Consider the following 14396-nt stretch of genomic DNA (forward strand, 5'->3'; position numbering starts at 1 on the left):
GGATCATGGCAAAGAAGGAACTGACGTTTGAGCAGGCGATGGACCGTCTCGAAGTGATTGTTCAGGAGCTTGAGAAGAACGAGAAGCCGCTCGATGAGACGGTTGATCTGTTTGAGGAAGGGCTGAATCTTGTGAAGACGTGCAATGCCCGCCTTTCCAGCTTTGAAACGAAGATTGAGGAACTATCCGGTAAGAAGGAGACTGAGGATGACGGTGAAGGAAATTGAACAGCTGCTGGAGGAAAGCCTGAAGTCTTTACCGGACTGTCGGGTCAGGGATGCGATGCATTACTCACTGCTCGGTGGAGGAAAACGGATTCGTCCGCTGCTGCTGTTCTATGCGCTGAACGGCTATGGCGTGGATGAAAAGGCCGGTATTCCCTTTGCGACGGGTCTTGAAATGATTCAGACGTATTCGTTGATTCATGATGATCTTCCTGCCATGGATAATGATGATCTTCGCCGTGGGCAGCCGACGTGTCATAAGAAATTTGATGAAGCGACCGCGATTCTTGCGGGTGACGGCCTGTTGACGGAGGCGTTTTATCAGTGTGCCAGAAGCGATCAGCCGGCAGAGCGCGTTGTCAAATGCATTTCCATTCTTTCGGAAATGGCGGGGCCGGCCGGGATGGTATATGGCCAGTGTCTCGATACGCTGGAAAATCCGCAATACGACTGGGATATGCTGAAGAAGGTTCACCGTTATAAGACCGGCTGTCTGCTGGCGTCGCCCTTGATGATGGCGGCCGTCCTTGCGGGGAAGGATGATGCCGTGGTAAGCAAGTGGCAGAAGATCGGCTTTGAGCTTGGGCTTGCATTCCAGATTCAGGATGACATTCTGGATGAAACAAAGAGCGCTGCGGAACTTGGTAAATCCAATTCCGATGAGCGCAATCACAAAGTGACAAGCGTTTCGTTACTGGGGATGGAACGTGCGAAACAGGTGATGGAGCAGCTGTATGAAGGCTGCTGCACAGAAATGGAGCAGATGGGGGATTTTGACGCGACAGAAATCTGCGGCTTTGTTCGTAGAATTGCGGCGCGGCAGATGTAGGAGCCCTATGGATCTAACGAAAATTCAGAATCCGGATTTTCTCAAGAAAATGTCGGTTGCGGAGCTCAATGAGCTTGCGCAGGAAATTCGAACATTCCTGATTGAGAACATTGCCAATACGGGGGGACATCTGGCAAGCAATCTCGGTGTAGTGGAGCTGACCATTGCGCTCTACTATGTTTTCAATGCGCCGCAGGACAAGATCTTCTTTGATGTCGGCCACCAATGCTATACCCACAAGATTCTGACCGGCCGGGCGGCACAGTTTCCGACCCTGCGTCAGTATGGCGGCCTGAGCGGCTTTGAAAAGCGCAGAGAGTCTCCGTATGACTGCTGGGAAGCGGGACATTCGAGCACGTCTTTGAGTGCGGCCCTTGGCTTTGCGGTGGCACGGGATCTGAATCATGAAAACTATCAGGTGGTTCCGGTCGTCGGTGATGCGGCGCTGATTTCCGGTGAGTCGATGGAGGCGCTGAACCAGATCGGCTACGAGAATCGTCCGATGGTCATCATCTTCAATGACAATAACATGTCCATTTCGCGCAACGTTGGAGCCCTGACGCGTTCGTTTGCGCGTCTGCGGGCGGCCAAGGGGTACAACGACTTCAAGATGAATCTGAAGGATTCGCTGAATCGTACGGATTTTGGCAAGGCGATGTATCACGGGCTGAAGTCCTTCAAGGATTCGGTGCGCGATCAGGTCGTAGACAGCGGTATTTTCGGCGAATTCGGGCTGAGCTATCTGGGCCCGGTGGATGGTCATAATATCCGTGATCTGATCCGGGTTCTCGAAGTTGCCAAGACCCATGAGACGCCGACGGTCGTTCATGTGATTACGCAGAAGGGACATGGCTATGCGCCGTGCGAAAACGACCGCCGCGGTGTGTGGCACGGAGTCGGCCCGTTTGATATTGCGACGGGAAAACCGAAACATTCGACGCCGCCGGGATTTTCCTCCTGGTCAAAGCTGATGTCGGATACGGTTGCGGATTTTGCGGCGATTGATACGAAAATCATGGCCCTGACGCCGGCGATGATCAACGGCAGCAGTCTGGAGTCGTTCTTTGCCCGCTACCCGGACCGCAGCTTTGACTGCGGCATTGCCGAGGAACATACGGTGACGTTTGCGGCGGGCCTTGCGATTAACGGCATGCGGCCGTATGTCGCGATCTATTCTTCCTTCATGCAAAGAGCCTATGATCAGATCAATCATGATGTTTGCCGGATGGATCTGCCGGTTGTGTTCGGGATTGATCGGGCAGGCCTGGTCGGGGCGGATGGGGAGACGCACCATGGTGTGTTTGACATTGGTTTTCTAAAGCCTCTTCCGCATCTGATTCTTGCGGAGCCCAAGGATGCTAATGAAGCGCGCTGCCTTCTCTACAGTGCGTTCCATCAGAATCATCCGTATGCGATCCGCTTCCCGCGCGGAAACGTTGATGTGCGAAATCTCGAAAACTGCGAAGCGATCGAGACCGGAACCTGGACGATGTTCCATGATGCGCCGGATAACAGGCTGTTTGTTTTGACCTACGGTCCGGATGTGGATGCCATCACGAAAAAGGTGACGGTCAATGATCTGCCAGTGACCGTCGTTAACTGCCGCTTCTTCAAACCGATCGATGAGAAACTTCTTCTTGAAATTGCGGATCGGAAACGGCCGGTGATTGTCTATGAAACAGATGTAAAGGAGGGCGGTCTTGGGGCTTCAATTGCGGAATTCTGCATGGATCACAATCTCTGCATGCATGTTGTCCGGATGGGAATCGGTGACCATTACGTTTCGCAGGGCGATGTGACGCTGCTCAAGGCTGCGGAGCATATTGATCTGAATTCGCTCTATGAACGGATTCAGAAGATGCTTGGGGAAGACGCATGATCAGACATCTGTATATTCGCGATTTTGTATTGATTCATGAGCTGACGCTGGATTTCCGTGACGGGTTCAGCGCCTTTATCGGTGAGACCGGTGCCGGAAAGTCGATCTTCATTGATGCGCTGTCGGTTCTGTGTGCGGACCGGGCGGGCAGCTCTCTTGTTTCCAAAGGTGCCTCCAAGGCAATTGTCGAAGGGACCTTCGCCCTTGGAAATGATGAACATGCCGTGCAGGCTTTGACAGACGCCGGTTTTGATGTCGGTGAAGAAACAACCTTTACAAGAGAAATCGCATCCTCGGGGAAAAGTACGGCGCGCATTGATCATCGCATCGTGACGCTGTCATTGGTGAAGGATGTTCTGAAGAATCAGATGGACATCCACGGGCAGCGGGATTCGCAATATCTTCTGAATCCTTCGGTTCATGTGCATCTTCTGGATAAGTATCTTCAGGATGACAAAATCCTAAAGAAGACGGCAGAGGCCTATCAGAACTGGAAAGTCCTTGTCGATGAGAAGGAGGATGCCCTGAAGCAGCAGTATTCCAAAGAGGATGAGGAATACTTCCGCTACCAGATTCAGGAAATCCAGAGCGCCGGTCTGAAGGAAGGCGAAGAGGAGGAACTGGAATCAAAGGAGCGCAGCTTCCGGGCCGTTAAAAATTCGCTGGAAAAACTCAACCGCATCATCTCGAGCTGGGATGAGCAGATCAGTGAGCCTCTCTATGAGATGAACAAACTGGTGCAGGGACTGGATGACAGCGATGCATTGCGTCCGGTTCAGTCAACCGTCAATGACTCCTATTATGCACTGAACGATGCGATGGAGCAGTTGCGCAGCTCGCTCGATGATATGGATCTTTCCGAAGATGACATCAATGCGATGGAAGAGAGACTGTTTACCATTCAGCGTCTCAAGCGTAAGTACGGCGGTTCCGTCGCCGATATTCTTGCCCATCAGAAGGATCTTGAAGAAAAGATTGAACGAATGTCCGATCGCGAACACTATCTGAAGAAGATGGATGAAAAGATCGCAGAAGCTCTGAAAGCCTACAATGAAAGCGCCGGGGAACTTTCCCGGATCCGTCGGGATGGCGCTCCGAAGCTGGATGCGGCGATTGCTGCTCATCTCAAGGATCTGATACTTCCCAATGCATGCTTCCATACCGAAATAAAAGACACGGGCAGACCCACCATGGCCGGCTCGGATGCCGTGGAATTTCTGATTTCCATGAATAAGGGCGAGGATCTCACGCCGTTGGCCAAGACTGCATCGGGTGGTGAACTGAGCCGGCTCATGCTCGGTCTGAAGGCGGAGTTTTCACGTCTGCAGGGCATTGAAACTGTCATCTTTGATGAAATCGATACCGGTGTATCGGGGCCGGTGGCTTCCGCAATCGGGCGTAAGATGCAGGCGATTGCCAGGGACTGCCAGGTATTTTCCGTGACCCATCTTGCGCCGGTGGCTGCCTGTGCGAAGCAGGATTATCTAGTGTACAAGGAAGAGGACGATGGGCGTACGATCACCCATGTAAAAGAGATCAAAGGAAGTGCGATGATCGATCAGCTGGCATTGATTGCGTCCGGTGAAGTTACGAAGAGTTCGCGTGCCGCAGCGAAGGAACTGTATCAAAGGAGTCAGGCCTGATGGCGCATGTTTATTTTCATATTGATCTGAATGCGTTCTTTGTCAGTGCGGAGTGCATTCTGGATCCTTCCCTGAAAGGAAAGCCGGTGGCGGTGTGTGGTCAGACGCGGCGCAGTGTTGTGGCGACAGCCAGCTATGAGGCGCGCAAATACGGCGTTCACAGTGCGATGCCGGTTTCCGAAGCGCGGCATCTGTGTCCGGATCTGATTATGGTGGAGCCGCATTTTCAATGGTACCGGTCGCTTTCGGAAGAGTTCATGAACATCGTGTACTCGATTACGCCGGAGGTGGAGCAGGCGAGCATTGATGAGTGCTATGCGGATATGACGGTTCCGATTCAGGCATACGCAAAGCCGCTGGACCTGGCATGGAATCTGCAGCGCCGCATTCTCAGGGAACTGCAGCTGCCATGTTCGATCGGTATCGGGCCGAACATGTTTCTGGCAAAGATGGGATCGGACATGAAGAAGCCGATGGGCATCACCGTGATGCGGATCCGCGAAGTGCCGGCGAAACTGTGGCCCTTACCAATCAGGGATATGCGCGGCATCGGGGAACGTACGCTTCCGTATATGGAGGATCTTGGCATTAAGACGATCGGGGATCTTGCCAACTATTCCGATAAGCGGAGTCTTGAGGCCGTATTTGGAAAAAATACAGACAAGATGATCGCCAGGGCCAATGGCTATGATGACCGGGTGATTGTGAAGGAAACCGATGCCAAAAGCATGGGCGTTTCCGAGACGCTGCTGGAAGATGTAACCGATGAGGATGAGATCCGGGGTCTTTTTCGTACACTTTCGCGGAAGCTGGCAAAACGGCTGGAAGCAGAGCACAAGGCCGGCAGCCTTCTTTCGATCCGCATCAAGTACTATGACTTTTCCAATGCGGATCGTTCGCGCAAGCTGTCTGCTCCGGTATGGAAGGCGGAAGATCTCTATGAGCAGGCCATGGGCCTGTTTGAAGAGAACTGGGAAGGGGAGCCGGTGCGGCTGCTGGGACTTTCGGTGTCGGATTTTGCGGGAGCTTCCTGGGCTGCGCAACAGATGAATCTCTTTGATCCGGTGGAAGAGGCACATGAAGAAACCAGTTCCATTCTGCAGGAGCTGAACCATCAGCTGACGCTTGGGGGACATCTGGTGCGGGCAAGCTCGCTGCTGAAAAACGGTGAGTAGGGGAAGAAGAATCCATGAACCTGGATCTTGCCTATAAAAAATACATGAGCTGGCTGACGGTCAACGAGGGTAAATCTCCCAACACGATCGATAATTACGGCCGTGATCTGCGAGGGTATCTGGCCTGGCTGCAGCAGGAAGAGATCACCGACACCGATGCGATCAGCGGTCAGTTGATTGAGCAGTATCTTCAGTCGCAGAAGGATGTGAAGGCTGTTCGCAGCATTGCCCGTGAGGCTGCTGCGATCCGTTCGTTTCATCACTATCTAGCCTTTGTATATGATGCCAAGGATCCTTCGGTAAACATTGAAGTCCGCCACAGTGAAGACGATCTGCCGGTCTATGCGACCAGGGCGGAGATGGACCGTCTTCTTTCGTCGTTCACCAACGCCAATCCGAAGGAGATTCTGGACCATGCGCTGTTGGAGTTCATCTATGCCTGCGGATTACGGGTGTCGGAGGCGGTGAATCTGACACTGAACCGGGTGAATCTGGAAGAAGGGATGGTACGGGTGCTTGGTAAAGGCAACAAGGAGCGTCTGGTACCGGTCCCGAAAGGGTCTGTCCCCGTTTTGAAACGGTACCTGGAGATTGTGCGGCCGCTCTTTGTTAAGAAGCCGATGGCGCAGTTCTTTGTAAATTCCTGCGGGCGGCCGGTTACCGTGCGGTATGTGGAACTGCTGGTACGTGAAAAATGCGAAGAGGCCGGCATTGACAAGCATCTGACGCCGCATAAGCTTCGTCACAGCTATGCGACCCATCTTCTGCAGGGAGGGGCGGATCTTCGCAGCATTCAGGAACTGCTTGGTCATGCGGATATCGGTACGACCGAGATCTATACGCATGTGGCGGACAAGCAGCTGGTGGACAGCTATCAAAAGTTCAACCCGGTAGCTTCCCATCCTTCGCTGGATCATCTTGAGATACCGGAGAAGCCGGAAAGCACGAAGAAAAATGTAAAATAGTTTCATGTAATATATTTCATATTCTGTAACTTCATTGAAATAAAATTTCTTTTTCCTGTTGACATGCTTTTCATTCCAAATTAGAATCCCTTGCATAAATCAAGGAACGGAAGAGTAGTTACAGGGAAGCCTACAGCGAGCCGGAACAGAGTGGAAGTCCGGCAGGCGGAAATGCGATGAAGCGCATCCGGGAGATGTTCCTCTGAAGTGAATAGGAGGAAACGCAGGCGGCGTTAACGCATTGAGAGGTCAGGAACAGTTCTGGCAATAAGAGTGGTACCGCGGTTGATTCAGCCGTCTCTGTAATGGAGACGGCTTTATTTTATGTCCGGTCTTTGATGAGAAGGAAAGGAGGAGAACCCGATGGAAGAGCGACGACGTATTTCTCTGGAACGCATTACAGGCAGTGAAATGATAACAGAACAAAGAAAACTGAAGGAGAAAGAAAATGACAGGGAAAAAATTCAATGGAATCACGTTCGGAATGGTTTGTGCTCTTGCGCTTGCGGGCTGCGGCTCCTCCGCTTCAATGGCTGCTGAATCGGCAGCTTCCTCAACATCTGCTTCAACCTCAGCAGCTTCAACGGCGGCGGCCGATGCGACGGCTATACCGATGGCCAGTCTTGATCTGAGCAATGCGGATGGCGTTTTGAAAGATATTCTGGATAAAGGGGTTCTGGTTGTGGCAACGTCACCGGATTATCCGCCTGCTGAATTCGTCGACGCAGCCACCGGTGAAGTGAAGGGATCGGAAATGACGCTGGCAAAGTACATCGCGGACAACCTGGGCGTTGAGCTGCAGATTGAAGCGATGGATTTCTCGGGCGTCCTGACTGCTGTTGATACGGGCAAGGCGGATCTTGGCATCTCGGGCTTTGGCTATAAGAAAGACCGGGCGGAGAACTATGAGCTTTCGTTTGGCTATACAGGCAGCAGCGAGGCGGCGTGCCATGGTCTTCTGGTTCCGGCGGATCAGGTTGATTCCTACAGCAGCCTCTCGGATTTTTCGGGCAAGACGATTGATGCGCAGGCTTCCAGCCTTCAGGAAATGTATGTCGAAGACGAGATTCCGGATGCCAATCTGCAGCTGGTAACGTCACTGGATCAGGCGATTCTTGATCTTTCGACCGGCAAGGTGGATGCGGCAGCTCTTGACTGCAATACAGCGAAAAGCTACGCAGCCTCTTCGGATGGGAAGCTTGCCAAGTCCTCGGTGGAATTCGATCTGACACCGTATGAAGACTATGCAGGAAACGTCATCGCTGCCAAGAAGGGTGAAACATCTCTGATCAATGCAGTCAATGAAATCATTACGGTCGTCAACGATTACGAGCTCTATACCGACTGGTACAATCAGGCGAAGGTGGAAGCCGGAATTACGGACGAGGAATAACAGGAGAATAGTATGGGAGAGGGCATTATTCAGGTATTCATGGAATACTGGCCGATCTTCCTGAGAGGTGCCGCGGGGACGCTGGAATATGCGTTCATAGCGGTATTCTTCGGAAGTATCCTCGGTATTCTGGTGGCACTGATGCGGATTTCCCGCGTCGGGTGGCTGAGCAAGGCTGCGGCTGTCTATGCCAATGTGCTGCGTGGTACGCCATTGCTGGTGCAGATGTACATTGCCTATTATTTTCTTCCGATGGCAATTCCGGCGCTGAACGTGATGTCGCGTTCGTTCTGCGTTCTGCTGTCGCTGTCCCTAAACTCGAGCGCCTACGTTTCCGAAATCATCCGCTCTGGCATTCAGTCGGTGGATGTCGGACAGAGTGAGGCAGCGCGGTCGCTGGGCATGACGTACAGCCATTGCATGCGCCATATTGTGATGCCCCAGGCGGTGAAGTCGATTCTGCCGGCACTGGCAAATGAGTATATTGCGATGGTTAAAGAGACCTCTCTTGCGGGCACATTTATGTTATATGAATTGATGTACACGCGTACGCTGCTGGCCAACAAATTTCTGGTATGGCAGCCGCTGTTCATCATTTCGGGTATCTATCTGCTGATCACCATGGTACTGACATGGCTGGTGAAGAAAATGGAAAAGAGGCTTGCTGTAAGTGACTGAGAAAAAACCGATTATTGAAGTAAAGGATCTTCGTAAGAACTTCGGAGATCTCGAGGTGCTCAAGGGCATCAATGAATGCATTTATCCGGGAGAGGTGGTTACGATCATTGGTCCCTCCGGCGGCGGCAAGTCGACGTTTCTGCGCTGCCTGAACATGCTCGAGACTCCGACCTCGGGCCATGTTTACTTTAATGGCGAGGAACTGATCGCAGGTTCAACGAATCTGGATCTTCACCGCCAGCGCATCGGTATGGTATTCCAGCAGTTCAATGTGTTTCCGCATCTGACGGTGCTGGACAACATTACGCTTGCGCCGACGCTGGAGAAGCATGTAGACAAGGCGGCGGCCGAGAAGGAGGCAATGGAGCTTCTGAAGAAGGTCGGCCTCGAGGACAAGGCCAATGAATACCCAAGAAAGCTGTCCGGCGGCCAGAAGCAGCGTCTTGCGATTGTCAGAGCCATGGCGATGCATCCGGAAGTGATGCTGTTTGATGAGCCGACCTCCGCTCTGGACCCGGAAATGGTCAAGGGCGTTCTCGAAGTAATCAGGGAACTGACCGAATCGGGCATGACCTGCGTCATTGTTACGCATGAGATGGCCTTTGCCAAGGAAGTCAGTGACCGTGTTCTGTTCATTGATGGCGGTGTGGTCTGTGAAGAAGGGACGCCGGATGACATCTTCAACCATCCGAAACAGGCGCGTACGCAGGAATTCCTGTCTCAGGTTCTCTGATCGGAAAGGATCCCAATGAAAACGACATTTACCTATGACAGCTATTGGACTTACGAGACGCTGAAGTCCAATATTTTCAATCTGAAAGAATTATTTGCGAAACTGGTCAGCGTCGAAAGCATCTGCACGACACCGGAAGGAAGAAACATCTTTGCCTTGACCATTACTTCGCCTGACTCGGATCCGCTGAAGAAGCCGGCCTTCTATGTTGACGGCGGTACGCATGCCGGGGAAGTGACCGGTACAATGGCAGCGATGCATACGGCAGATTATCTGCTGACCAATTACGGAAGTGACGATGGTGTCACAAAGCTGATGGATCAGATGACGGTCTACGTTGTTCCCAGAGTTTCCCCCGATGGTGCGGAAACCTATCTGACGACGCCGTATTCGATCCGTTCCGCGGATCGTGTCTATAAGCCGGAAGCCGGCGGCATCTATGAAAAGGATCTCGATGGGGATGATGTGGTCCGGATGATGCGGATCAAGACGCCCTATGGTGCCTGGAAGATCGATCCCCAGGACGGGTCGACAATGACACTGCGAAAGCCGGATGATACGGAAGGAACCTTCTACGATATTTTCACGGAAGGGATGCTTGAGTCGTTTGACGGCGATGAGAATCTGAAGATGAAGAAGAAGGACTGGGCGCTGGACTTCAACCGCAACTATCCGTTCGGCTGGTTCCCGGACGGCCGTCAGCCCGGAGCCGGACCGTATCCTCTCTATAATCCGGAGACGCATGCGATGGTTGATTTCATCCTTTCCCATCCGAATATCTGCTGTGTTTCGACGAATCATACCAGCGGCGGACTCATCCTGTATCCGCCCGGAACCAAGCCTTCTACAAAAGCGCATCCGGAAGACATTGATCTTCTCAAGACACTGGCTGAAATGGGGCAGGAAGCGACGGGCTACGTGCCGCTGAACATCTTTGACAGCTTCATCCATGATCAGGAAAACTACGATTCCGGTGCCTTCGATGACTGGTGCTTCCAGAATGAAGGCATTCCGGCATATACGGTGGAGCTGTGGGATCTGGATTCGAAGGTTGGCGTCCCGAGAAACTGGGGTGGTCAGAAGGAAGACATGAAGACGGTGCTGAAGCGGTTCAATGCCTGCATGAAGTGGGTCAAGGAACATGCGCCGCAGTATTACAAGGACTGGACGCCGGTCGAGCATCCGCAGTTCGGCGAGGTTGAGGTCGGCGGCTTCAACTGGAAGTTTACGATCCAGAATCCGCCCGAAGACATGCTGCTGTCGGTGCTGGAGCCGATGACGAAGTTCATGATCTCCCTTGCAAAGGCGGCGCCTCATCTGGCGATTGATTCCTTTACAGCAAAGAAGGTAAAGGACGGTGTCTATGAAGTGGAAGCGATCATCGGCAACCATGGCTATATGAGCACCAGTCTCTCTGAATCGGCCAAGGATCTGAAGAAGGATACGCCGGTGAAGGTTGAACTGAGCGGCGGAACGATTCTTTCGCCTAAGACAAGCTTCGATATTCCTGAGCTGCAGGGATACGGTAGTTCGAAGACATTCATGAGCTTCTATGGAAACCTGACGACACAGGCCGCCGCCAGAGCGAAAAAGAAGGTGACCTGGATCGTGCTGGCCGCGGAAGGAACAAAGCTTGAGCTGAGTGTTTCAAATGCGAAGGCAGGGTGTGCAACCGCTTCCATTGTGCTGTGAGATTGTGAATATTTCGATAAGTTGTCAATAAAGTTGGATTTTCAACAATTTGTTTCACAAACCCATTGAAATGTTTCAATAAATATGCTTTATTACTTTCCGCATACATAAAAGATGGAGGTGGCGGAATGGAAGAGCAGAAGAACAGCGCAATGGATTTGGCTGAGCCGACAGATGAAGATATTCTGGCGGAAGAAGAGGAAGAAGAAGCAGAACCCGCGGATGATGAAGTAGAAGTTGACGAAGACGCGGAGAATAACGAAGATGAGTCTATCCTGGAAGAGACCAGCGTCGTTTATGCGGTTGGCTCTCTGGATGACCCGATCAAAGATTATATGCGCCGGATCGGCAGCTATCCGCTGCTGAGCCTGGAGAAGGAGCGCGAAGTTACAAAGGCAGCGAAGGCGGGCGATGAAGAGGCGCGACAGCTTCTGATCAATTCGAACCTTCGTCTGGTTGTTTCGATCGCCAAGAAGTACGCCAACCGCGGTATGCCTCTTCTGGATCTGATTCAGGAAGGCAACATCGGTCTGATGCGTGCCGTTGATAAGTTTGAGCCGGAGAAGGGCTTCAAGTTTTCGACCTATGCGACCTGGTGGATTCGTCAGGGCATTACCCGTGCCATTGCGGATAAGGGCAGAATCATTCGTATCCCTGTCCACATGCATGAGACGGCCTATCGTGTCAATAAGGCTGCCCGTGAACTGAATCAGGAGCTTGGCCGCAATCCGAATCCGGAAGAGATCGCAAAGTATCTCGGTGATCTGACGGCGGAGAAGGTGCGTGAGGTACAGAGCCTGACGCAGGAGACAGTTTCGATGGAGACACCGGTCGGCGAGGATGAGAATGCGCAGCTGGAAGACTTCCTGGAAGATGAGAAGTTCGAGACGCCGGAGCACAGTGCAAACCGGGCAGCTCTTTCTGATGAGCTGCAGGAGCTGCTGAGCCATCTGTCGGACAAGGAGGCTGCGGTAATCCGGATGCGGTTCGGTCTTGACGGTTCCCGTCCCAAGACTCTGAGCGAAGTCGGTGAGTCATTCGGCGTTACGCGTGAGCGTGTGCGTCAGATTGAGTCCACCGCTCTTGCCAAGCTGGCAAAGCCGGCAAACTCCAAGCGTCTGGCCGGATTCCTGCAGGCGTAATCTGAAACAAAGAACAGAGCTGGCACAAAAATGTGCCGGCTTTTTCTTATAAAATAGAGCCATGATGAAGCAGCGTACCTACATTGCGATTGATCTGAAATCTTTTTACGCCTCCCAGGAATGCGCAAGCAGGCATCTGGATCCTTTGAAGACGAATCTTGTTGTGGCGGATGCCAGCCGGACCGAGAAGACAATCTGTCTTGCCGTTTCACCTTCGCTCAAGGCGTACGGGATTCCGGGACGGGCGCGGCTGTTTGAAGTGCAGCAGGCCGTGAAGAAGATCAATGAGCAGCGTCTCAAGGCTTTGCACGGGAAGTACTTTACGGGGTCTTCGAGCAATGCCGATGAACTGAGGGAACATCCGGACTATAAGCTGGACTTCATCATTGCCTGTCCGCGGATGCAGGAGTATCTTCTTACCAGCCAGCAGATTTACGGGATCTATCTCAACTATGCGGCGGCTGCGGATATTCATGTCTATTCGATTGATGAGGTGTTCATTGATGCGACTTCGTATCTTTCGTCGGCAAATATGACGCCGTATGCCCTGGCGCGGAAGATGATTTTCGATGTGCTTCAGGCGACCGGCATCACTGCTACGGCAGGCATCGGTACCAATCTCTATCTTGCCAAGGTGGCGATGGATATTGTGGCCAAGCATATCCCGGGCGATGCGTACGGGGTTCGGATTGCGTCCTTAAACGAGTCAAGCTACCGGCGGCAGCTGTGGGCACATGAGCCGATTACGGATTTCTGGCGGGTCGGCCATGGCATTGCGGCAAGGCTGGCGGCATTGAACATTCATACGATGGGGGACCTTGCGGCATACTCTCTGAAGGATGAAGAGACTCTGTATAAAATTTTCGGCGTGAATGCGGAGCTGCTGATTGATCATGCGTGGGGTTATGAGCCGGTAAAGATTGCGGATATCAAGGCCTATCATCCGGAAGTCAAAAGTCTGTCGCAGGGACAGGTGCTTCTGAAGCCCTATACGCATGAAAAGGGGCTGCTCATCATCAAGGAGATGGCAGACCTTCTGGCGCTGGATCTTGTGAAGAAACACCTGATGACGCGGGAAGTGGGGCTGTATGTCGGCTTTGACCGTACAAGCAGCGAGGATGATGCGATCGAAGATCATCCCGGCGGCATGGCCATGGACTATTACGGCCGCAGAATTCCAGCCGGTGCGCATGCGGGGCTGCGGCTGGAGAACTGGACATCTTCCTCCGAAGAACTGACCAGAGCCTTTGTGAAGATCTATGAGGCGATTGCGGACCCGGCGATGTATGTGCGGCGGGTCTATCTTTCGGCCGGCAATGTTATCGATGAGAAGAAGGCGGAAGCCTATGGAGAAGTTGGCCGGTTTGATCTTTTTTCGGATGCGGATGCCCTGGATCAAAAGATACAGAAGGAGCGCAGCCGCCGCCAGCGGGAGACAAAGGCACAGAAGGCGATCCTCGAGATACAGCAGAAGTACGGAAAGAACTCCATTGTCAAGGCAATGGATCTTGAAGAGGATGCGATGACCATCAAGCGCAACCGGCAGATCGGGGGACATCACGCATGAGCGGGAAGGTTCGTGATCCGTACGAGGATCTGTATGATCGTCCCCGGCCGCAGTCGAAGTATCATCATCCGATGCCGATGGCTAAGCGGGCGGCACAGTTTCTTCCGTTCGATGCCCTCACCGGGTACAAGGAGCTGATTGCGGAAGAGGCGCGGACAACCGAGCAGCGTCGAATACTGAGTGAAGAGGAGCGTCAGATTCTGGATCAGAAGATTGCCATTCTGAGCCAGCTGAAGGATGTGCATCCGATGGTGCGTCTGCTTGTCTTTGTGCCGGATGCCGTGAAAGACGGCGGTATGTACCAGGAGGTCAGCGGCTGTCTGCGGCGGGTTGATGAGACGGAACATATCATTCAGCTGATGAACAAGAAGATGTACCGTGTGGAGGACATTGACGGAATCGAGTCGTCGGTGTTTGCCCGTGAAGAGGATATCTTCGAGGAAGAAAGGCAGCCGAATGATGCAGAACAGAAGTAA

13 protein-coding genes and 1 other annotated feature are annotated in these 14396 nt (G+C 52.7%); all 13 genes read left to right on the top strand.

Annotated elements, in window-relative coordinates:
* The first annotated feature begins 5 nt into the window (after window positions 1–5).
* The 13 genes from xseB to C1714_RS10105 all read left to right on the top strand — a co-directional run bounded on the left by xseB (window position 6) and on the right by C1714_RS10105 (window position 14396).
* Complete coding sequence (gene xseB, locus C1714_RS10045) at window positions 6–227, top strand: exodeoxyribonuclease VII small subunit (RefSeq protein WP_102343040.1); 222 nt, start codon at window positions 6–8, stop codon at window positions 225–227.
* Window positions 208–1053 carry a polyprenyl synthetase family protein gene (locus tag C1714_RS10050; RefSeq protein ID WP_102343041.1) on the top strand — a complete coding sequence of 282 codons (846 nt, stop codon included), beginning with the start codon at window positions 208–210 and terminating at the stop codon, window positions 1051–1053. The genes xseB and C1714_RS10050 overlap by 20 nt, the downstream gene beginning before the upstream one ends.
* A gap of 7 nt (window positions 1054–1060) precedes the next feature.
* On the top strand, window positions 1061–2932 hold the full coding sequence (gene dxs, locus C1714_RS10055) for a 1-deoxy-D-xylulose-5-phosphate synthase (RefSeq protein WP_102343042.1): 1872 nt from the start codon (window positions 1061–1063) through the stop codon (window positions 2930–2932).
* A complete protein-coding gene (gene recN / locus C1714_RS10060; RefSeq protein ID WP_102343043.1) occupies window positions 2929–4575 on the top strand; it encodes a DNA repair protein RecN in 1647 nt (548 codons plus the stop codon). Before dxs ends, recN begins: the two co-directional genes overlap by 4 nt.
* Complete coding sequence (locus tag C1714_RS10065; protein WP_102343044.1) at window positions 4575–5750, top strand: DNA polymerase IV; 1176 nt, start codon at window positions 4575–4577, stop codon at window positions 5748–5750. The genes recN and C1714_RS10065 overlap by 1 nt, the downstream gene beginning before the upstream one ends.
* A 14-nt stretch (window positions 5751–5764) precedes the next feature.
* Window positions 5765–6715, top strand: coding sequence for a tyrosine-type recombinase/integrase (locus C1714_RS10070; protein ID WP_102343045.1), 951 nt, complete (start codon window positions 5765–5767; stop codon window positions 6713–6715).
* Between the two features lie 93 nt (window positions 6716–6808).
* Window positions 6809–7020, top strand: a binding site (T-box leader).
* A gap of 143 nt (window positions 7021–7163) precedes the next feature.
* Window positions 7164–8108 carry a transporter substrate-binding domain-containing protein gene (locus C1714_RS10075; RefSeq protein ID WP_102343046.1) on the top strand — a complete coding sequence of 315 codons (945 nt, stop codon included), beginning with the start codon at window positions 7164–7166 and terminating at the stop codon, window positions 8106–8108.
* A gap of 12 nt (window positions 8109–8120) precedes the next feature.
* On the top strand, window positions 8121–8786 hold the full coding sequence (locus C1714_RS10080) for an amino acid ABC transporter permease (protein WP_102343047.1): 666 nt from the start codon (window positions 8121–8123) through the stop codon (window positions 8784–8786).
* Window positions 8779–9519: an amino acid ABC transporter ATP-binding protein gene (locus C1714_RS10085; RefSeq protein ID WP_277662582.1), complete on the top strand. Its 741-nt coding sequence runs from the start codon at window positions 8779–8781 to the stop codon at window positions 9517–9519. The genes C1714_RS10080 and C1714_RS10085 overlap by 8 nt, the downstream gene beginning before the upstream one ends.
* Before the next feature lie 15 nt (window positions 9520–9534).
* Window positions 9535–11211 (top strand): M14 family metallopeptidase, encoded by a 1677-nt coding sequence (locus C1714_RS10090; RefSeq protein WP_102343048.1) that lies wholly within the window; start codon window positions 9535–9537, stop codon window positions 11209–11211.
* A 128-nt stretch (window positions 11212–11339) separates the two neighbouring features.
* Complete coding sequence (locus C1714_RS10095) at window positions 11340–12353, top strand: sigma-70 family RNA polymerase sigma factor (protein ID WP_102343049.1); 1014 nt, start codon at window positions 11340–11342, stop codon at window positions 12351–12353.
* A gap of 61 nt (window positions 12354–12414) precedes the next feature.
* Window positions 12415–13920 carry a Y-family DNA polymerase gene (locus C1714_RS10100; protein WP_425349054.1) on the top strand — a complete coding sequence of 502 codons (1506 nt, stop codon included), beginning with the start codon at window positions 12415–12417 and terminating at the stop codon, window positions 13918–13920.
* Complete coding sequence (locus C1714_RS10105) at window positions 13917–14396, top strand: hypothetical protein (RefSeq protein ID WP_102343051.1); 480 nt, start codon at window positions 13917–13919, stop codon at window positions 14394–14396. Before C1714_RS10100 ends, C1714_RS10105 begins: the two co-directional genes overlap by 4 nt.

The organism is Galactobacillus timonensis (genome assembly GCF_900240265.1).
Lineage (GTDB): Bacteria > Bacillota_I > Bacilli_A > Erysipelotrichales > Erysipelotrichaceae > Bulleidia > Bulleidia timonensis.